This window comes from Bradyrhizobium sp. CER78, assembly GCF_029846235.1.
Classification (GTDB): domain Bacteria; phylum Pseudomonadota; class Alphaproteobacteria; order Rhizobiales; family Xanthobacteraceae; genus Bradyrhizobium.
Genome location: NZ_JARVWP010000004.1, coordinates 43,799 through 62,761, shown reverse-complemented (window position 1 = coordinate 62,761; position 18,963 = coordinate 43,799). Strand labels below are relative to the sequence as shown.

The window sequence follows — 18,963 nt, the reverse complement described above, 5'->3', positions numbered from 1 at the left end:
CTCGGACTCACTCAGAAATGCAGCTTACTTGCGCTTGTCGATCTGCACATAGTCGCGGCGCGCGACGCCGGTGTAGAGCTGGCGCGGACGGCCGATCTTCTGCTGCGGATCCTCGATCATCTCGCTCCACTGGCTGATCCAGCCGACGGTGCGGGCGACCGCGAACAGCACGGTGAACATCGAGACCGGGAAACCCATCGCCTTCAGCGTGATGCCCGAATAGAAGTCGACGTTCGGGTAGAGCTTGCGATCGATGAAGTAGGGATCGCTGAGCGCGATCTTCTCGAGCTCCATCGCGACCTTGAGCATCGGATCGTCGCCATGGCCGGTCTCCTTGAGCACCGCGTGACACATCTTCTGCATGATCTTGGCGCGCGGGTCGTAGTTCTTGTAGACGCGGTGACCGAAGCCCATCAGGCGGACTTCGCTGTTCTTGTCCTTCACCTTGGCGATGAAGTCCGGAATGTTTTCGACCTTGCCGATGCCGTAGAGCATGTTGAGCGCAGCCTCGTTGGCGCCGCCATGCGCCGGGCCCCACAGGCAGGCGATGCCGGCCGCGATGCAGGCGAACGGGTTGGCGCCCGAGGAGCCGGCGATACGCACCGTCGAGGTCGAGGCGTTCTGCTCGTGGTCGGCGTGCAGGATGAAGATCTTGTCGAGTGCGTCGGCGAGCACCGGATTGATCTTGTACTCCTCGCAGGGCACCGCGAAGCACATGTTGAGGAAGTTCTCGGCAAACGAGAGCGAGTTCTTCGGATAGATGAAGGGCTGGCCGACGGTGTACTTGTACGCCATCGCCGCCAGCGTCGGCACCTTCGCGATCATCCGCATCGAGGCGATCATGCGCTGCCGCGGATCGTTGATGTCGGTGGAGTCGTGGTAGAACGCAGCCAGCGCGCCGACGGCCGCCACCATGATCGCCATCGGATGAGCGTCGCGGCGGAAGCCCTGGAAGAAGCGGGCCATCTGCTCATGCACCATCGTGTGATGGATCACGCGGTAGTCGAAGTCCTTCTTCTGCGCCGGGGTCGGGAGCTCCCCGTAGAGCAGCAGGTAGCAGGTCTCGAGGAAGTCGCCGTGCTCGGCGAGCTGCTCGATCGGATAGCCGCGGTATTCGAGAACGCCGGCATCGCCGTCGATGTAGGTGATCTTCGACTGGCAGCTGCCGGTCGAGGTGAAGCCGGGGTCGTAGGTGAACACCCCGGCCTGGCCGTAGAGCTTGGCGATGTCGATGACATCAGGCCCAACCGTGCCGCTCAGGATCGGGAAATCGTAGTTCTTGTTGCCGATGGTGAGTGTGGCTGTCTTGCTGGATTTTGCGTCCATCGCGATATCCCCGATGAATTCGTTGCGAAAACCGACCATGCCCAGTCGCTAATGTGCGGCCCATGGCCGGGCGGAACGGCTTGTTGAGAAAGCGTCCGGGGATGGGTAGCTCATTGCAATGTGCGCTGCAAGATGGACCCTGGAGGGGGTCCATGCAGGATTACGCCGCCTGATCGGCGAGGCGGGCCAGACACTCCTGGCGTCCCAGGACGGCCAGCACGTCGAAGATGCCCGGCGACGTTGTGCGTCCGGTCAGCGCCACCCGCAGCGGCTGGGCGACGCCGCCGAGCTTCAGATTGTTCTGCTCGGCGAAATTCCGCATGGCGGTCTCGGTGGTTTCCGCGGTCCAGTCATTCACGGTTTCCAGCGCGGTGCGCAGCCGGCCGATCAATGCGCGTGTTTCCGGCGTGAGTAGCGCTGCCGCTTTCGGATCGAGCTCGAGCGGCCGATCGGCGAAAATGAAGTAGGCGCCCGCGATCAGCTCGATCAGCGTCTTGGCGCGCTCCTTCAGGCTCGGCATTGCGCGCAGCAACTGCGCGCGGGTGGTGTCGTTGAGCTTGGCCTTAAGCGCGGCGCCTTCAGGAACATAGTCCAGCACGCTCTCGAACTGGGTCACGAGGGATTGATCGTCGCTCTGCCGGATATAGTGACCGTTGAGGTTCTCCAGCTTGGCGAAATCGAACCGGGCCGCCGAGCGGCCGATGCCCGGGAGATCGAACGCGTCGATCATCTCCTGGGTCGAGAAGATCTCCTGGTCGCCATGGCTCCAGCCGAGCCGGACGAGGTAGTTGCGCAGGGCGGCCGGCAGATAGCCGAGCGCGCGGTAGGCATCGACGCCGAGCGCGCCATGGCGCTTCGACAGTTTCGAGCCGTCGGGGCCGTGGATCAGCGGAATGTGGGACATGCTCGGAAGCTCCCACTCCAGCGCGTCGTAGATCTGCTTCTGGCGCGCGGCGTTGATCAGGTGGTCGTCGCCACGAATGATATGGGTGACGCCCATGTCGTGGTCGTCGACCACGACCGCGAGCATGTAGGTCGGGGTACCGTCGCCGCGCAGCAGGACGAGGTCGTCGAGGTTCTCGTTCTGCCAGACCACGCGGCCCTGGACCTGGTCCTCGATCACGGTCTCGCCGGTCTGCGGCGCTTTCAGGCGGATGGTCGGCTTGACGTCCGAGGGCGCGGTGGCCGGATCACGGTCACGCCACATGCCGTCATAGAGCCGGGTGCGCCCCTCGGCGCGGGCCTTCTCGCGCATCGCGGCCAGCTCCTCGGGCGTGGCGTAGCAGTAATAGGCGCGCCCGGCGGCGAGCAGGCCCTCGGCGACCTCGCGATGGCGGGCGGCGCGGCTGAACTGGTAGATGACGTCGCCGTCCCAATCGAGCTCGAGCCATTTCAGGCCGTCGAGGATGGCGTCGATCGCCTCCTTGGTGGAGCGTTCACGGTCGGTGTCCTCGATCCGGAGCAGCATCTTGCCGCCGAGCTTCCGGGCATAGAGCCAGTTGAACAGCGCGGTGCGGGCACCTCCGATATGGAGGAAGCCGGTCGGTGAGGGGGCGAAGCGGGTAACGACGGGATTGGCCATGATCGAGCGAGACGTATGCGGGAACGGGCGGTGGTGTATAGCAGGAACCGGACATAACTAAAGCCTCGGTTGACCTTTTGCCCGTCAAACCGGCTCGAAACCGGGCTTGGCCGGACGGCACGAATTTGGCAGAAGGTTGGGCCTAATCCTCCAGGGAACCCTTTGATGACGACTGACACGACGGCAGAGGCAGGGCGCGACTTCATCCGCGACATCGTCCAGGCCGATCTCTCCTCCCACAAGCACGACCGGATCGTGACCCGCTTCCCGCCGGAGCCGAACGGCTACCTGCATATCGGCCACGCCAAGTCGATCGCCTTAAATTTCGGCATCGCGCAGGAGTTCGGCGGCCAGTGCAATTTGCGCTTCGACGACACCAATCCGACCAAGGAGGAGCAGGAGTACATCGACTCGATCCAGGCCGACGTCCATTGGCTCGGCTACGATTGGGGCAAGAACCTCTTCTATGCGTCTGACTATTTCGAGCGCCTGTATGATTGGGCCGAGGGCCTGATCAAGGCCGGCTATGCCTATGTCGACGACCAGTCGCAGGAGGAGATCCGCGCGTCCCGCGGCACGCTGACCGAGCCCGGCAAGAACTCGCCGTTCCGCGACCGTTCGGTCGAGGAGAACCTCGACCTGTTCCGCCGCATGAAGGCCGGCGAGTTTCCGAACGGTACCCGCGTGCTGCGCGCCAAGATCGACATGGCGGCGGGCAACATCAATTTGCGCGACCCCGTGCTCTACCGCATCCTGCATGCCCACCATCCGCGCACCGGCGACAAATGGTCGATCTATCCGAGCTACGACTACGCGCACGGCCAGTCGGACGCGATCGAGGGGATCACCCATTCGATCTGCACGCTGGAGTTCGAGGACCACCGTCCGCTCTATGAGTGGCTGCTCGACAAGCTGCCGGTGCCCTCGACGCCGCGCCAGTACGAAATGGCGCGACTGAACCTAACCTACACGCTGCTCTCGAAGCGCGTCCTGACCCAGCTCGTCCGTGACGGGCATGTCTCGGGCTGGGACGATCCGCGCATGCCGACCATCGCCGGCCTGAAGCGGCGCGGCGTGCCGCCGGCCGCGGTGCGCGAGTTCATCAAGCGCATCGGCGTCGCCAAGGCCAACAGCGTGGTCGACGTCGGCATGCTCGAATTCTGCATCCGCGAGGAGCTGAACCGCACCGCGCTGCGCCGCATGGCGGTGCTGCGGCCGCTCAAGGTCGTGATCGAGAACTATCCGGAAGGCCAGGTCGAGGAGATCGAGGCGATCAACCATCCCGACAATCCGGAAGCCGGCACCCGCAGAATCGCGTTCGGCCGCGAGCTCTTTATCGAGCGCGACGACTTCATGGAGAACCCGCCGAAGAAGTTCTTCCGCCTCTCGCCCGGCAACGAGGTGCGGCTGCGCTATGCCTATTTCATCAAGTGCACGGGCGTGATCAAGAACGACGCCGGCGAGATCGCAGAGCTCCGCGCGACCTACGATCCCCTGACCAAGGGCGGCAATGCGCCCGACGGCCGCAAGGTGAAGGCGACGATGCACTGGCTGCCGGCGGCACAGTCGAAGCCGGCGGAGATCCGCGTCTACAATCAGCTGTTCGCCAACCCGAGCCCGAACGCCGCCGATTTTGCCGCCGACCTCAATCCGCAGTCGCTGGAAGTGCTCAGCGATGCGCGGGTCGAGCCTGCGATCGCCGAGGGCAATTCACCTGACGCGATGCAGTTCGAGCGGCAGGGCTATTTCGTGCGCGATGCGGATTCGAGGCCGGACAAGCTCGTGTTCAACCGCACCATCGGCCTGCGCGACACCTTCGCCAAGGAAGTCGGCGGCAAGGGCTAGCTTGGTCCCGCGCGGATAACGGACGGAGGCGATCGATGCCGAGTGAAGCCGACGATATCGCCTCCGCTATGATCGCGAGCTGGTCTGCGGGCTTCAGCAAGCTCGATGCGGATGCGCTTGCCGCGCTCTATTCGAAGAGCGCGTTCTTCTTCGGCTCGAATCCGACGCTGTATCGCGGCCGCGACGGCGTCAAAGCCTACTTTGACGGCCTGCCGCGCTGGCACGCGCCGCGCGCTCGGTTCAGCGATATCAGGACCGAACGGGTGAATGCCGATCTCGTCAACATGGCGGGCGTCGCATCATTCTTCCTCGACGGCGATGCGCCCGCGCTTGCCGTCAAGATCACCTGGGTGATCGCTCGCGAGGACGGCGACTGGAAGATCGTCTGCCATCACGTCTCCTCGCGGACGCCGTTGATCTAGGCTTCGCGCTGGAACGCGGCACAAGAAGTTGAGGGCTGGCGCGCCTCGTATTGAGCGATAGTGCGTAGGCAGTTCGCGAGGCCGGGCGTCGTGCGCCTTGCGGCCGCCGCTCGTCGGCGGTCGCCGCTAGATGTCGTAGTACAAATGGAATTCGTAGGGGTGAGGTCGCAATCTGATGGGATCGACCTCCTTCTTCCGTTTGTAGTCGAGCCAGGTTTCGATCACGTCCGCGGTGAAGACATCGTTCCGCAGCAGGAACGCGTGATCGCGTTCGAGCGCATCCAGCGCCTGGTCCAATGACCCCGGCGTCGACTTCACCTCCTTCGCCTCGGCTGGCGGCAGGTCGTAGAGGTTCTTGTCGATCGGGCTGCCCGGGTCGATCTTGTTGTGGATGCCGTCGAGGCCTGCCATCAGCATTGCGGCAAAGGCCAGATAGGGATTGCAGGAGGGATCCGGCGAGCGAAATTCGACGCGCTTGGCCTTCGGATTCGGCGAATACATCGGAATGCGGCAGCAAGCTGATCGGTTGCGTTGGGAATAGACCAGATTGATCGGAGCCTCATAGCCCGGCACCAGTCGTCGATAGGAGTTGGTGGTTGGGGCGCAAAGCCCGCACAATGCCCAGGCATGGGTCAACAGGCCGCCGATATAATGGCGAGCGAGTTGGCTCAGTTCGGCATAGTCGCCCCTGTCGTAGAACAGGTTGGTCTCGCCCTTCCACAGCGACTGATGGACATGCATTCCGGACGCGTTGTCCTCGAACAGCGGTTTTGGCATGAACGTCGCGGTCATGCCGTTCTGGCGGGCGGTGTTCTTCACCACGTATTTGTAGATCATCAGATTGTCCGCCATGCGCGTCAGCGTGGTGAAGCGCATGTCGATTTCGTTCTGTCCACCGGTTGCGACTTCATGGTGGTGGGCTTCGATCTGGATGCCCAACTGCTCCATGATCAACACCATCTCGGTGCGCAGCGCCTGCATGCTGTCCGTTGGGGGCACCGGAAAGTATCCCTCTTTCGGGCGCGGCTTGTGTCCCAGATTGGGCGCTTCCTCCGTGCCCGTGTTCCAGCTGCCTTCACCGGAATCGATTTCGTGGAAAGCGTAATTGATGCCTTGTCCGTAGCGCACGCTGTCGAACACGAAGAACTCCGCCTCCGGACCGAAGTAGCTGGTATCGGCGTGGCCCGTAGCCTTCAGGTGAGTTTCGGCTTTCTGGGCGATGTAGCGGGCATCACGGCTATATGATTGACCGGTGACGGGGTCGCGGATGTTGCAGATCAATACCAGGGTGGATGCAGGGGAATACGGGTCGAGGAAAGCCGTGGTCGGGTCCGGGACGACCAGCATGTCGCTTTCCTGAATTTCCTGAAAGCCGCGGATCGATGAGCCGTCGAATCCAATCCCTTCGCTGAGAGCATCGACGTTCGCCGCGCTCGGCGGGACAGAAAAATGTTGCCATAGCCCCGGCAAGTCGGTGAAGCGCAGATCGATCATCTGCACTTTCTCGTCCTTGATCGCCTTTACGAGATCTTCGGCTGTTGCACATTTTGGAAACATAGCTTCGCTCCTGTCATCGAGAGCCGGGTCGTAGAGATCATGCTGCCGTTCAGCCGTCACAAGGCGACTTGAGACGGATACTGCTCCACGTTCTGCACTGCGCGCTAGCAGCTCAGCTTTGGTGCGGCCCGCGCATCAGCTTCATAGCGTCTTCGATATGCCGCCACGTTTTGGCCAGCTCGGCCTCGCCCTTTGCTTCGAGCTCGATGGCGTTTTGCGCCGCTTCTGCAATGGCCTTGGCGCCATGTGCCTCGAGCAATTGCCGCGCATAGTTGTGGATTTCGATTTCTCGCATGGCGTCATACTCCTCTCGTCCTGAGCGCAGCCGTGAATACCGGTGGACCGCGAACCGCAGACGTTGACACCTAGTCAAGCTCACACAGTGTGCATCTTGCTGCAGCGCGATTACAAGAGCGCTCTCCGGGCGGAGGGATGCCAGCATGGTCGCCGGCTCACCGATCAGCAGCGGCAACACAACGCAGGCTGGACAGGTTTTTTTGTCCCCACCGCACCATATCTTCGGAAGAGGGAGGTGAGGATTATGCGCATTCAACACTGGCAGGATGCTGCCAGCCTGTTGGTGGGCGTTTGGCTGGTCGCGTCGCCGTTTGCACTGGGCTTCTCCGGGGCAGCTCTCTGGATCTCCATCGCACTCGGATTGGGCGTCGTGCTGTTTGCCTTGGAGGCATTCATCATTCCGTCCTATCTGGAGGAATGGGGCGAGATGCTGATGGGGTTGGCTCTGGTGCTGGCACCCTGGACGTTCAGCTACGAACACGGATCGGTCACGACGGGCAGCGTGCTCGCCGGCATCGTGGTGATCGTGCTCGCTTGCTGGGAGCTGACCACGGATCGTGATTTCACCACCTGGTGGCACGATCGGTGGCATCACCGGGCTGGCTGAGAGGAAGCCAACGGAAGTGTTGGTCTAACCGCCTATCACTGGCGGCCGCAGAGGTTTGGTTGCATGGAGCAGGGTCCCCTCCAGGCCGCATCGATGTCACGCGGACGCAAGTTCTGCAGAGAAATCACGCAAGGGACCGCGAGTGCGGGACGATTCAGAATCATCGTCCGCACCTGCTGGAAGACGGCCATGACTCCTGCCGCAGTCGCCCCGCAGCAAGGTCACTTCGTTACGATGCGACGCTCGCCTCGATCTGCTCCCAAATTCTGGTCTTGCGTGTCTCAGGCATGACGAGCAGGGCAATCACGAAACACACCGCCGGAACGACAATCGGGTAGATCAGCGCGTAGCCGATGCTGCCGGTGGCCGCGAAAGCGGCCGATGTGATGAACGGCACCAAGCCGCCGCCCCAGCCGTTGCCGATATGATACGGCACCGAGACTGAGGTGTACCTGATCCTCCCTGGGAAGAATTCCGCCAGGAACGCGCCGACCGGCCCGTACACCATCCCGACATAGCAGACGAGGATAAAGACGATGAAGACGGCGGCCGGATAGTTGATGTGTCCCGGCTGTGTGACCGTGCCGAGCCACAGATACAGCGGATAGTAGGTGATCGCGGCGAGCAGCATCCCTCCCAGGATCACGGGCTTGCGGCCGATCTGATCCGACAGCCAGCCAAAGAAGATCAGGCTCGGTGTTGCGATCAGCAATGCTGCTCCTACGATGTAGGCCGAGGAGAGCGCGTCCACCTTCGAAACCTGCTGCAGGAAGTACAGTGCCCAGAATTGACCGCTGTACCAGACCACGCCCTGTCCGATCAGGACGACGATGGCGATCCCGATGTACTTGATGTTGGCGCTGAGGAAGGCTTCCTTCCACGGATTCCTGGTCATCTGTCCGCGTGCCTTGATCTCCTGGAAAATCGGCGTCTCCTGGAGCTGGAGGCGGATGTAGATGGCGATGGCCACCAGCACGAACGAGAGCAGGAACGGAACGCGCCAGGCCCATTCGTCGAAGGCCTGATTGCCGGCCCAGCTCCGGGTCAGGACGATCACGGCCAGCGACACCACGATCCCGAGCGTCGGCGAGGTTTGTAGCCAGCCCGTGTAGTAGCCGCGGCTGTCGTCCGGAACATGCTCGGCGACATAGGTGATGGCGCCGCCATATTCGCCGCCGAGGCACAGACCCTGGATCATCCGCAAACCGAACAGAATGAATGCGGCCGTCAGGCCGATCGACTGATAGGTTGGAATCAGTCCGATTGCTCCCGTTCCCAGGCCCATTCCGCTCAACGTAATGAGAAATGTATATTTGCGGCCGACCCGATCGCCCATCCATCCGAACAGGAAGGCCCCCAGCGGACGGATCAGGAATCCCGCAGTGAACAGTGCGATTGTGCTCAGCAGGGCTGCGACGGGGTGGGATTGCTCAAAGAACTTGACCGATAGAACGGCGGCAAGGCTGCCAAAAATATAGAAGTCGTACCATTCAATGATGTTTCCCACTGACGCAGCGACAATCACGCGACGAAAATCGCTAGGTACTTGAATTGCCATGTGCTGCTCCTATCAAATGCAGACGCTACTCCTCGCGTTTTTTCAGCGATCAATCCGCTCGCGGAGTGCGCGTGGTGCGCGGCGTTGCAGGCGAGATTTGCGAGTTCGTCCGCAACGCCTGGTCTCAGGGGAGTTTTGGACCACCTGAGAAGAGCTCCAGCGGCCTTCAGTGCCGCGAGCCGTTAGCGCCTCATCCCTGTCTGTCCGGGAATGCAGGCGTCAGGGCAGTCTAATCCCAACCGGATTGGTACCTAATGCGACTTTCGGCTCGATCGGTCTGACGCGGGCAGGAGCTGTGGCCCGTGCGGGGAGCCGCGCGGCGCAGGTCGGTCCTCGTATCCCGCCTTGCCGGTCCGTATTCTGCATCCGTTCCGCTAGCGGTGAGGTCACTGCTTCCGGTAGCCTTGCCGCCCGGCAGGGATCACAAGTGGAATGGCGGAGCAGGGCACGACGCCGGGCGGCAAACGCGGCTACGCGGGGACGTGGCCGCCGCGTGCCGTCGTTCCTGCCGGCGGCTATCTGCCGACGCCTGCCAGCATCTGGCGGCCCTTCGTCGAGACGTTGCGGGAATGGGCGCGCGCGGAGGCGGGCGCCGGTCGGCTGTTGCCGTGGGTGCCGGTGGCGTTCGGCACCGGCATCGCATTCTATTTCGCGGCCGAGCACGAGCCGGTGCTGTCGGTCGCGGCCACTGTCGCGATCGTGCTCTGCCTGCTGGCGCTGCTGCTCCGGCGGCGCAGTGTGTTTCCCGCCGTCGTAATGCTGGCTGCGGTTGCCGCGGGCTTTGCGACCGCGACATGGAAAACGGCGCGGATCGCCCATGGCGTGCTGGCGCGGCCGATGTTCTCCGTGGCGCTGACCGGCTTCGTCGAGACGCGCGACATCAGAGAGAAGACCGATCGCTTCGTGCTGCGGGTGGTCTCGATGGAGAGCCCGCGCGACAATACGAAGTTGGAGCGTGTCAGGCTGTCGGTGAAGAAGGGCACCGCGCCCGAAGTCGGCAGCTTCGTCGAATTGAAGGCGCGGCTGATGCCGCCGCTTGGGCCGCAGCGTCCGGGCTCCTATGATTTCGGCCGCGACCTGTATTTCCAGGGCATCGGAGCGTCCGGCTTCGTGATGGGGGCGGTCAAGACCAGGGAGCCGCCGGCGGCCGGTGGCCTCGCGCTGCGCTACGCAGCCTTCATGCAGTGGCTGCGCGACGCCATCGACGCACGCATCCGCACTACGCTCGACGGCGATCAGCGCGCGATCGCAACCGCGCTGCTCACCGGGCGGCGCGATGCGATCACGACGCCGGTTAACGATGCGATGTTCATCTCGGGGCTCGGCCATGTGCTGTCGATCTCCGGCTACCACATGGCGGTCGTCGCAGGCGTCGTGTTCTTCACGATCCGCGCGCTGCTTGCGCTGTTTCCGGCGCTGACGGCGGGACAGCCGATCAAGAAATGGGCTGCTGCGGCGGCGCTCGTCGCCGCAGCGTTCTATCTTTTGCTGTCGGGAGCAGAGGTCGCGACCCAGCGGTCGTTCTTCATGACGGCCGTGGTGCTGATCGCCGTGATGGTCGACCGCCGCGCCATCACCTTCCGCACGCTGGCGGTGGCGGCGCTGATCGTGCTCGCGATCGCGCCGGAGGCGCTGGTGCATCCCAGCTTCCAGATGTCGTTTGCCGCGACGCTTGGGCTGGTGGCGCTGGTGCAGATCGGGCTGCCGAACCTGCTGGCGTCACCCGACCATTCGGCGACCGCGCGGGTCGCGCTGTGGGGCGGGCGCGAGCTGACGATGCTGACGCTGGCCTCGCTGGTCGCGGGGCTCGCGACGACGCCCTACGCCGCGTTCCATTTCCATCGCGTCACCCCGTACGGGCTGCTCGCGAACCTCGCGGCCATGCCGGTGGTGTCGGCCGTGGTGATGCCGGCGGGCCTGCTCGGGCTCCTCGCCATGCCGTTCGGCTTCGACGGGGTGTTCTGGGCGATCATGGGGTTCGGAATCGACTGGATGATCCTGGTGACGCAATGGGTCGCGGCGCTGCCCGGCGCGGTCGGCCGGATGGCGGCGTTCGGCGTCGGGCCGATGATCCTGGCGAGTGCCGGTCTGATCCTGCTCGGATTGTTGCGTTCGCCGCTGCGCTGGTCGGGGGCCGCGTTGCTCGTGGTCGCCTCGGTCTGGGCGGTGCGGGTGCCGCAGCCGGACGTCCTGGTCTCGGCCGACGGTCGCAACGTCGCGGTGCGTGGCGGCGACGGGCGGCTACATCTGATGCACAGCGCCAAGGATGCCTTTCTCGTGAAGGAATGGCTGGCGGCGGATGCTGACGCGCGGACTGCTACGGATGCGTCGCTCGGCGAGGGGGTCTCCTGCGATCCGAGCGGCTGCGTGACGCAAGGGCCCAACGGCGCCTTCGTCGCGCTGGCGACCCGGCCGGAGGCGTTGGCCGACGATTGCGAGCGCGCGGCGCTGATCGTGACCGCGCGGCCGCCACCGCCGCGGGACTGCGCCGCCTCAGTGATCGACGCCGAGCGGCTGCGGCGCCACGGCGCGCTGATGCTGCGGCGGATCCGGGACGGCTACGCCATCGATGCGGTCAAGCCGGGCGGGATCGACCGGCCGTGGTCGCCGGCGGTTCCCGGCGATGGCGAGAGCGAGACGACGCTGCGCGCACCCGCCGCCGTGCCGCGGCCCGCCGTCGACGCGACGCCGTCCGAGGTCGATCTGCAAGGCGAGGATTAGTAAGGCGAGGATTAGCCGGGATCGAGCGAGGTGCCGGAGGGCAGCTCAAACAGGCCGAGATGGTATTCGTCGGAGTCGGGGCCGCCGTCGGGCTTCTTGACGAGAGTGAAGACCGCCTCGGGAAACCGTTGCCAGACCTTCAGGTCGTCGGCCGTGACCGTCAGCCAGCCGAACCGGAACATGTAGCGGCCCGGCTCCGTGACGCGTCCAGCTTTTTGCCATGTGACCTTATCGACCACCGCGCACGTCCTCCGTGCACGATGATGCGCCAAGCCGTCCGCCGACGCAAATCTCCTGTTGCGCCCCGGAACCCGACGTCCGGGGTCGCTCGAAATCGCTTAGGTCATCCGCCGCCGAACGGGTCATTCCGTGGCGACGATGCGTTCAACCCAAAAACAGCGACGCGAATGCGGAGGGCCGCCGCTCCACAACCTTCGGCTTCTGCTCGACCGGCGGATGCAGCGCCGGCAGTTGCAGCACGCTGACGCGCTGTCCCTCGACGAGCTGGGTCACCAGCACATGGCTGCCGTCGGGGAATTCGACCGCGTCGTGATGGCGATCGGGCACGTCGGGCTCGACTTCGTTGAACACGCCGACGCGGAAGTTCATCGTCTTGGTCCAGATCCAGCGGCTGTCGTAGCGAACGTTCTCGGCGAAAGCGAGCTCGGTGCCTGGCAGCATGCAGACCGCGACAGTGGGATCGTTCTCCGAAGCAAAGCCGCGGGTCGACGTGCCGCGGAAGGTCGTCGTGATAAGCGTCTCTCCGACAATGGCGGGGCGCGATGCCACGGCGTGCAGACTATAGTCACACATCGGTTGGCTCCTCATTTCGAGGTAGCGACCCGTGCCTCTCCTTGAGGCATAGGGCCTCTACCAGAGTGGACGATAGCGAACGAGTGTCTGCTCGTTTCTGGGCGATTGTACGACTGGCCCGAGGCCGCCTCAATCACAAACACGCGACGCTGCGTGAGAGGTATCGGAGCGCGTCAGGCAGGCCGCACGAGAAGCCGCGCGTTGCGCCATCCTTCAAGGAACGATCCGATGTGTTGCTCGTTCCTCGCCGCCGCAAGTATTTGCGCTCAGTACTTGCGATAGAGGCCGATCAGCTTGCCCTGGATGCGGACCCGGTTCGGCGGCAGGATGCGCACTTCATAGGCGGTGTTGGCCGGCTCAAGCGCGATCGATGCGCCGCGGCGGCGGAAGCGTTTCAGGGTGGCTTCCTCCTCGTCGATCAGCGCCACCACGATGTCGCCGGTGTTGGCGACGTCGTTGCGCTGGATCAGCGCCATGTCGCCGTCGAGGATGCCGGCATCGACCATCGAGTCGCCGCGCACTTCCAGCGCATAATGCTCGCCGGCGCCGAGCATGTCGGGCGGCACGCTGATGGTGTGGCTGCGGGTCTGCAGCGCCTCGATCGGCGTACCGGCGGCGATCCGGCCCATCACGGGCACGGCGACCGGACGGTTGCCGTCGTCCTCGGCGACCGGGGGCGTGCTGGTGCGCTTGCCGAGGGTGCCTTCGATGACGCTTGGCGTGAAGCCGCGGCGGCCGTTGCCGCCGCCGGCTGCGAGCTCGGGCAACTTGATGACTTCGATGGCGCGGGCGCGGTTGGGCAGGCGGCGGATGAAGCCGCGCTCCTCCAGTGCAGTGATCAGGCGGTGGATACCGGACTTCGAGCGCAGGTCGAGCGCATCCTTCATCTCGTCGAAGGAGGGCGGCACGCCGGCCTCTTTCAGACGTTCATTGATGAAACGCAGAAGTTCGTACTGTTTGCGCGTGAGCATCTCGAGTATTCCCCCGGTTGATAGCGTCGTTCGATTCCGAGACTCTTCAGTGGGGCCTGCAGGCCGGGCCTGACCTCAGGAGCATCGTGCTTGCTGCAAGCGCTCCCTGGTGGCCTCCCGTTTGTAGACACCAGTACTCGAAACAAATCATGAACGGACACTATATGTTCGATATGTGTTCCGCAACCACTTAATTTCCGGTGAACGCGCTCGGCGACGCACAATGAGCGGGCCGCGAAAGCCTCACTCAGGCAGCGTCAGGATCTCGCACTCGGCGCCTTTGACAGCCGCCGGCGCAAACGGCGGACGCACGAGAAGTGCCCGTGCCGCAGCGAGATTCCCGAGCAGCGAACTGTCCTGCTGCATGACAGGCGTTGCGATCAGCGTGCCGTCTTCGCGCTCGTCCAGGCGCGCGCGCAGATAGTCCTCGCGCTGGTCGTTGGCGGCGAGGTCGCGGCCGAGCAGGGCGCTCGCGCGGCGATGATGAATCACTTTCCGGCCGCTCAATGCGCGAATCAACGGCACCAGGAACAGGAAGGCGCAGACATAGGAGGACACCGGATTGCCGGGCAGGCCGATCACCCGCATCGCCCCTAGTCGGCCGTGCATCATCGGCTTGCCGGGCCGCATCGCGATCCGCCAGAACGCCATCTCGACGCCCTCGGCCTCCAGCGACTGCTTGACGAGATCGTGGTCGCCGACCGATGCGCCGCCGGTGGTGATCAGGATATCGGCACCGGCCTCGCGCGCCCGGCGGATGCCGGCCGTGGTCGCCTCCACGGTGTCAGCGGCGATCCCGAGGTCGACGGTCTCTGCGCCTTCGGCCCGCGCCAGCGCGCGCAGCGCGTAGCCGTTGGAATAGACGATCTGGCCGGGGCCGGGCTTTGATCCCGGCATCACCAGCTCATCGCCGGTCGCCAGCACCGCGACCTTCGGCCGGCGGCGGACCGCGAGCTCCGGATAGTTCATGGCCGCGGCCAGCGACAGCGCGCGGTCGGAGAGGCAGCTGCCGGCGGCGAGCAGCACGTCGCCCTCGCGGAAGTCGACGCCTGCGGCGCGGATGTGCCGTCCGGCGGCTGCCGCCTCTGATATCGCGATGTGGTCGCCGTCGACCCTGGTGTCCTCCTGGATGATGACGGCGTCGGCGCCGTTGGGGATCACGCCGCCGGTAAAGATCCGCACCGCCTCGCCGGCACTGACCGTCCGCTCGAACGGCCGGCCGGCGGCGACTTCGCCGATCACCTTGAGCCGGGCTTTCAGATCGGCCGCGTCGGCTGCCCGCACTGCATAGCCGTCCATTGCCGACATCGGCTGCGGCGGCTGGGTGCGGAGTGCGGCAAGGTCACCGGCCAGGGTGCGGTGGTAGGCGGCATCGAGCGCGACCATCTCCTGCGGCAGCGGCTCGGCACCGGCGAGAACGGCGGACAGGGCATCGGCAACCGGCATCAAGGCCACGCTCAGAGCTCCTCAAATTTAGGGTTCAAATCCAGGGTTCAAATCCCGAGGTTCAAATCCCGAGGTTCAAGTCCCAATGTTCAAATCCCAAGTGCAGTCAGCGCCCTTGCCACGTCATCCGTCGATGTCACGTGGATGGCATGAAGGCCGCGCGCCCGCGCACCCTCGATATTGGCAGCCAAATCGTCGAAGAACAGGATCCGCGACGCCGGCACGCCGATGGCTTTTACCACATGATCGTAGGCCTCGGCGTCGGGTTTGCGAAAGCCGATGCTCGAGGACAGGAAGACGCTGCGGAAATGGCCGAGCAACTCGGCATGGGCGGCCGAGAAATGCGCGACATGGGCCGGATTGGTGTTGGAAAACGCGTAGAGCGGCATACGCTTCGCGGCGGACGCGAGCAGCGGCGCGATGCCCGGCATCTCGCCGGTGAAGATCGAATTCCAGCCCTCGAGGAATTGCGCGTCGCTGAGACCGATGCCGAGCGACTGGCGCAGATTGGCGAAGAATGCCGCATCGTCGATCCGGCCGATCTCGTGATGCTTGAAGCTGTCGTCGACGACGAAGCGGCTGGCGAGCTCGGCCGGTGCGCAGCCGGCATGCTGCGCCCAGTGCGCCATCACCTTGTCGAAGTCGATGTCGAGCACGACGCGGCCGATATCGAACAGCAGCACGTCGACGGAATCGGGGGAGAGTTGCGAGGTCATTGCGTGAAACCGTGTACGAGAATTGCGGGCGGGCGGCAATGTCCCCGATTTGTGCGGCAGGCATGCGACGCGGTTAAGCGCGCTGTCGTTCCCGCGCGCACGGTGTCATCACCCGCGAAAGGCGAAGGCGGGGTGATCCAGTATTCCAGAGACGGCGGTGCTTGAATCGAGAAGCCGCGGCGTACTGGATCGCCCGGTCGAGCCGGGCGATGACAGTTGAGGATGGGGATACAGCTTTCGGCGCGCGCGAGCGCAGACCCTCTCACATTCTGGATAGCGCTAGGCCGAGATAGGCGATGAGCGCGCCGGTGCTGAGAATGATGACGACGAGCGCCTGCTCCGAACGTGCCTGTAGGGTTTTCCGGGTCACGGCGATGACGCTCCTTCGTCGAAAATCATTCTGTCCAACTCACGTCGATGAAGGTCCGTTCCGGTTCCTGCCCGGGAACTTCGATGAATGCCAGGCGCGTGACAGGCTGGGGTCGCCATTTGCTGTTCCAGGCCGGAAACGAGCAACGCCGCCCGCATTGAATACGGGCGGACGGCGTTGGTTCTAGCCCCAGGAGGGATGGCAAAATCCTGACCTGTACGGATACGGACGAGAGCCGAGCAGGGTTCACGGTTTCGGCCCCGTACGATTCCGGTCATCCGAAGGAGCGGAGCAAAGCGTCGCGATAAGGTCTAGGATGATGCGACTGAGTTGCTCTGGCCCCGGCGACCCCCCTCGCTGGGGCCCTTTGTTTGCAACACCGATCTCGATGGGCGCCGGACCGCATCATCAGGTGCCGCCGCGGGCTCACTGTTCGCGCAGATCGACCTGCGTCAGGATGCCCTGCCGCAGCGCGAGGCGAACCAGCTCGATATCCGTGCCGACGCCGAGCTTGTCCTTGATCATCGAATGCAGGTTCGCGACCGTCTTGGGGCTGAGATGCAGCGCCTCGGCGATCTCGTCGGTGGTCTTTTCCGCGAGCAGCATGCGCAGCACTTCGAACTCCCGCGCGGTCAGGAGGTCGGCGGCGGCGCGCTCGCGGGCGAGGTGGCTGAGCGCGAGCTCGTGGTCGATGTCCGGACTGATCGCGATCTTGCCCGACAGCGCATCCATCACGGCATGCACCAGCGTCTCCGGCGGGCTGGTCTTGGTGACATAGCCGCTCGCGCCGGCGCGGATCGCCTGCATGGCAAAGGCCGCGTTCTGGTGCATGGTGAACACCAGGATCTTTGCGCGCTTGTCCCACTGCCTGAGGCGCCGGATCGCCTCGATGCCGCCGATGCCGGGCATCGACAGGTCCATGATCACGAGATCGGGCCCGGTCTCCTTGTAGAGGCGGTAGGCCTCGACGCCGTCGGAAGCCTCGGCGACGACACGGAGGCCCGGCTGCTTCTGCAGCATCGCCCGGTAGCCCTCCCGAACCACGGCGTGATCGTCGACCAGCATGATGGTTCGCGCCGCATTGCTCATGCCGCGCGTTCCACGGCCGCGGCCTCGGCGCCGGCAGCAACGGGAACGACGACGCGGAGGGATGTGCCATGGGGCTGCACGACCTCGAAGCTCAACCGTCCGCCGAGCGCGGCGACCCGCTCGCGCATGCCGAGCAGGCCCATGCCGGACTTGACCTGTAGATCGCCGTGGGGATCGCTTTGCCCATCGCCGGGCCTGCCATCATCTTCGACCGCGAGCGCGATTTCGCCGTCGCCGGAAGCCGCCTCGCGCATCTGCAGCCGCAGCACCACGCGCGTGGCGCCGGCGTGCTTGGCCGCGTTGGTGAGCGCCTCCTGCACGATGCGGTAGAGATTGGCGTTGACGGAGGAGGGCAGGCGCGCGAACGATCCCGATAGGACGATCTCGAACCGTGGCTGCCCGCGGCTGCGGCCGTTCCAGCCGGCGATCAATCCCTCCAGGCTGGCGGCTAGACCGAGCTCGTCGACATCGGGCGGGCGCAGTCTGAACAGGGCGCCGCGCAACGTCTCCATCATGTCGGTCGCGGTCCGCGCAATGCCGTCGCATTCAGCGAGCAAGGGCGTGCAATCCCGGACCGCGGTCAGGCGCGCGGAGGCCGCGAGCGCACGGATCGCGGCCAGCGATTGCCCGAACTCGTCATGCAGCTCGCGCGCGAGATGCCGGCGTTCCTCGTCCTGTACCAGGATCAGTTTTTGCGTCAGCGCATTGCGGTCGGCGAGCGCTGCGGCGAGGCGCGCCGCGAGCTGGTTGAAGACGTCGCCGATCGCCGACAATTCGGCGAGGTCGAACGGCGGCAGGCGTGCGGCGAGGTCGCTTGCGGCGATCCGCTCGAGCCCGTCGCGGATCAGCCGGGTCGGACGCAGCGCACGCGACAACGCCGCATAGACCAGCGCGCAGAGCAGCGGCAGCGCGATCATGAGCACGGCCATCAGCCGGCCGGCATCGTGCCAGGCCTCGGCCGTCAGCACGGCAGGGTCGACCCAGACCACGGCCTCGCCGATCGCATGGCCGCGCGCAACCACCGGGCGCACGGTCTCGCGGCCGGGATCGAACAGGCGGCGATAGAGCGCCGCAAAGGCGAGCGGCGGCGCGGCCGTATCGGTCTGCGCGCCGCCGCAGAAGCGCTGGCTGATCTCGCCGCCATTGCTGCGAAATGCGAGGCACAAGCCCGGCGCCATGACCGAGGCGGCAACGCCCTCAAGATCGGGGAACTCGGCGCGCGCATTGTTCAGCCACTGGATCTTGTTCTGCTGCAGCTCCAGCGTCCGGGCGGCGACATCGGCAACGGCGGCGATCCTGGCGCGCACCGAGCGGTCGGAGTCGAACAGGAAGTAGCCGGAGATCACGGCAAAGCAGAGGGTGGCAACGGCGGCCACACGCAAGGTCAGCCGCAGCTTCAGATCGCTTCCGGACCAATTCCGCATTGGCGTATCCTCGGGGTAGCAGGCGGCTTCGACGCCCGTTGCGGGCAGGGCCGCCATGCGCATTAAACGGCAGAATGGACCGGTCGAGAAGCGCCGTGGTGGGGGCGGACCGCGGTCGTGAAATTTTCCCGGCACCGGCCGGGAGACGCTCCGCTGCGGTGCGGAGGTGGCCGCCCTAGACCTCCGGTCGACCAGCCCGCACCAGCACCCGAAAGGCCC

16 protein-coding genes are annotated in these 18,963 nt (G+C 64.8%); 4 read left to right on the top strand and 12 right to left on the bottom strand.

Annotated elements, in window-relative coordinates; genetic code table 11:
- Positions 1 to 24: 24 nt before the first annotated feature.
- Positions 25 to 1,326: a citrate synthase gene (gene gltA / locus QDT69_RS09055; protein ID WP_279706256.1), complete on the bottom strand. Its 1,302-nt coding sequence runs from the start codon at positions 1,324 to 1,326 to the stop codon at positions 25 to 27.
- A gap of 160 nt (positions 1,327 to 1,486) precedes the next feature.
- The gene (gene gltX / locus QDT69_RS09050) at positions 1,487 to 2,908 is read right to left on the bottom strand and encodes a glutamate--tRNA ligase (protein ID WP_279706255.1); all 1,422 of its coding nucleotides are present in this window, start codon (positions 2,906 to 2,908) and stop codon (positions 1,487 to 1,489) included.
- Positions 2,909 to 3,073: 165 nt separating this feature from the next.
- On the opposite strand from gltX, the gene QDT69_RS09045 reads away from it, so the two are divergent.
- Both QDT69_RS09045 and QDT69_RS09040 read left to right on the top strand, forming a co-directional pair.
- Entirely contained in the window at positions 3,074 to 4,753 is a 1,680-nt protein-coding gene (locus tag QDT69_RS09045; RefSeq protein WP_279706254.1) for a glutamine--tRNA ligase/YqeY domain fusion protein, read from the top strand.
- Positions 4,754 to 4,788: 35 nt separating this feature from the next.
- A complete protein-coding gene (locus QDT69_RS09040; protein WP_279706253.1) occupies positions 4,789 to 5,175 on the top strand; it encodes a nuclear transport factor 2 family protein in 387 nt (128 codons plus the stop codon).
- Between the two features lie 126 nt (positions 5,176 to 5,301).
- Here the strand turns inward: QDT69_RS09040 and glnA are convergent, their stop codons facing one another.
- Together glnA and QDT69_RS09030 are read right to left on the bottom strand one after the other, a co-directional pair.
- Complete coding sequence (gene glnA / locus QDT69_RS09035) at positions 5,302 to 6,732, bottom strand: type I glutamate--ammonia ligase (RefSeq protein WP_279706666.1); 1,431 nt, start codon at positions 6,730 to 6,732, stop codon at positions 5,302 to 5,304.
- 112 nt (positions 6,733 to 6,844) lie between these two features.
- Complete coding sequence (locus QDT69_RS09030; protein WP_279706252.1) at positions 6,845 to 7,027, bottom strand: hypothetical protein; 183 nt, start codon at positions 7,025 to 7,027, stop codon at positions 6,845 to 6,847.
- Between the two features lie 246 nt (positions 7,028 to 7,273).
- On the opposite strand from QDT69_RS09030, the gene QDT69_RS09025 reads away from it, so the two are divergent.
- On the top strand, positions 7,274 to 7,636 hold the full coding sequence (locus QDT69_RS09025; protein ID WP_279706251.1) for an SPW repeat protein: 363 nt from the start codon (positions 7,274 to 7,276) through the stop codon (positions 7,634 to 7,636).
- A 229-nt stretch (positions 7,637 to 7,865) separates the two neighbouring features.
- Here QDT69_RS09025 and QDT69_RS09020 read toward each other — a convergent pair whose 3' ends face one another.
- A complete protein-coding gene (locus tag QDT69_RS09020; RefSeq protein WP_279706250.1) occupies positions 7,866 to 9,194 on the bottom strand; it encodes an MFS transporter in 1,329 nt (442 codons plus the stop codon).
- A gap of 432 nt (positions 9,195 to 9,626) precedes the next feature.
- Between QDT69_RS09020 and QDT69_RS09015 the strand changes: the two genes are divergently transcribed.
- On the top strand, positions 9,627 to 11,915 hold the full coding sequence (locus QDT69_RS09015) for a ComEC/Rec2 family competence protein (protein WP_279706249.1): 2,289 nt from the start codon (positions 9,627 to 9,629) through the stop codon (positions 11,913 to 11,915).
- 11 nt (positions 11,916 to 11,926) lie between these two features.
- Here QDT69_RS09015 and QDT69_RS09010 read toward each other — a convergent pair whose 3' ends face one another.
- The 7 genes from QDT69_RS09010 to QDT69_RS08980 form a co-directional block, all read right to left on the bottom strand.
- Entirely contained in the window at positions 11,927 to 12,154 is a 228-nt protein-coding gene (locus QDT69_RS09010) for a hypothetical protein (protein WP_279706248.1), read from the bottom strand.
- A 145-nt stretch (positions 12,155 to 12,299) separates the two neighbouring features.
- Positions 12,300 to 12,728 carry a hypothetical protein gene (locus QDT69_RS09005; RefSeq protein ID WP_074130078.1) on the bottom strand — a complete coding sequence of 143 codons (429 nt, stop codon included), beginning with the start codon at positions 12,726 to 12,728 and terminating at the stop codon, positions 12,300 to 12,302.
- A gap of 266 nt (positions 12,729 to 12,994) precedes the next feature.
- The gene (lexA, locus tag QDT69_RS09000; protein WP_279706247.1) at positions 12,995 to 13,699 is read right to left on the bottom strand and encodes a transcriptional repressor LexA; all 705 of its coding nucleotides are present in this window, start codon (positions 13,697 to 13,699) and stop codon (positions 12,995 to 12,997) included.
- A gap of 243 nt (positions 13,700 to 13,942) precedes the next feature.
- A complete protein-coding gene (gene glp / locus QDT69_RS08995; RefSeq protein ID WP_279706246.1) occupies positions 13,943 to 15,154 on the bottom strand; it encodes a gephyrin-like molybdotransferase Glp in 1,212 nt (403 codons plus the stop codon).
- Between the two features lie 80 nt (positions 15,155 to 15,234).
- Positions 15,235 to 15,861 carry an HAD family phosphatase gene (locus QDT69_RS08990; protein WP_279706245.1) on the bottom strand — a complete coding sequence of 209 codons (627 nt, stop codon included), beginning with the start codon at positions 15,859 to 15,861 and terminating at the stop codon, positions 15,235 to 15,237.
- Positions 15,862 to 16,657: 796 nt separating this feature from the next.
- Positions 16,658 to 17,320: a response regulator transcription factor gene (locus tag QDT69_RS08985; RefSeq protein WP_279706244.1), complete on the bottom strand. Its 663-nt coding sequence runs from the start codon at positions 17,318 to 17,320 to the stop codon at positions 16,658 to 16,660.
- Positions 17,317 to 18,744 carry a histidine kinase gene (locus QDT69_RS08980; RefSeq protein ID WP_279706243.1) on the bottom strand — a complete coding sequence of 476 codons (1,428 nt, stop codon included), beginning with the start codon at positions 18,742 to 18,744 and terminating at the stop codon, positions 17,317 to 17,319. The genes QDT69_RS08985 and QDT69_RS08980 overlap by 4 nt, the downstream gene beginning before the upstream one ends.
- Positions 18,745 to 18,963 lie beyond the last annotated feature (219 nt).

What these genes read in the sequence shown, in the direction of transcription:
- QDT69_RS08990 (WP_279706245.1), bottom strand. Translation starts at nt 15,861, where the DNA reads ATGACCTCGCAACTCTCCCCCGATTCCGTCGACGTGCTGCTGTTCGAT.
- QDT69_RS09020 (WP_279706250.1), bottom strand. Translation starts at nt 9,194, where the DNA reads ATGGCAATTCAAGTACCTAGCGATTTTCGTCGCGTGATTGTCGCTGCG.
- gltA (WP_279706256.1), bottom strand. Translation starts at nt 1,326, where the DNA reads ATGGACGCAAAATCCAGCAAGACAGCCACACTCACCATCGGCAACAAG.
- QDT69_RS09005 (WP_074130078.1), bottom strand. Translation starts at nt 12,728, where the DNA reads ATGTGTGACTATAGTCTGCACGCCGTGGCATCGCGCCCCGCCATTGTC.
- QDT69_RS08980 (WP_279706243.1), bottom strand. Translation starts at nt 18,744, where the DNA reads ATGCGGAATTGGTCCGGAAGCGATCTGAAGCTGCGGCTGACCTTGCGT.
- QDT69_RS09015 (WP_279706249.1), top strand. Translation starts at nt 9,627, where the DNA reads ATGGCGGAGCAGGGCACGACGCCGGGCGGCAAACGCGGCTACGCGGGG.
- QDT69_RS08985 (WP_279706244.1), bottom strand. Translation starts at nt 17,320, where the DNA reads ATGAGCAATGCGGCGCGAACCATCATGCTGGTCGACGATCACGCCGTG.
- glnA (WP_279706666.1), bottom strand. Translation starts at nt 6,732, where the DNA reads ATGTTTCCAAAATGTGCAACAGCCGAAGATCTCGTAAAGGCGATCAAG.
- lexA (WP_279706247.1), bottom strand. Translation starts at nt 13,699, where the DNA reads ATGCTCACGCGCAAACAGTACGAACTTCTGCGTTTCATCAATGAACGT.
- gltX (WP_279706255.1), bottom strand. Translation starts at nt 2,908, where the DNA reads ATGGCCAATCCCGTCGTTACCCGCTTCGCCCCCTCACCGACCGGCTTC.
- QDT69_RS09045 (WP_279706254.1), top strand. Translation starts at nt 3,074, where the DNA reads ATGACGACTGACACGACGGCAGAGGCAGGGCGCGACTTCATCCGCGAC.
- QDT69_RS09025 (WP_279706251.1), top strand. Translation starts at nt 7,274, where the DNA reads ATGCGCATTCAACACTGGCAGGATGCTGCCAGCCTGTTGGTGGGCGTT.
- QDT69_RS09030 (WP_279706252.1), bottom strand. Translation starts at nt 7,027, where the DNA reads ATGCGAGAAATCGAAATCCACAACTATGCGCGGCAATTGCTCGAGGCA.
- QDT69_RS09040 (WP_279706253.1), top strand. Translation starts at nt 4,789, where the DNA reads ATGCCGAGTGAAGCCGACGATATCGCCTCCGCTATGATCGCGAGCTGG.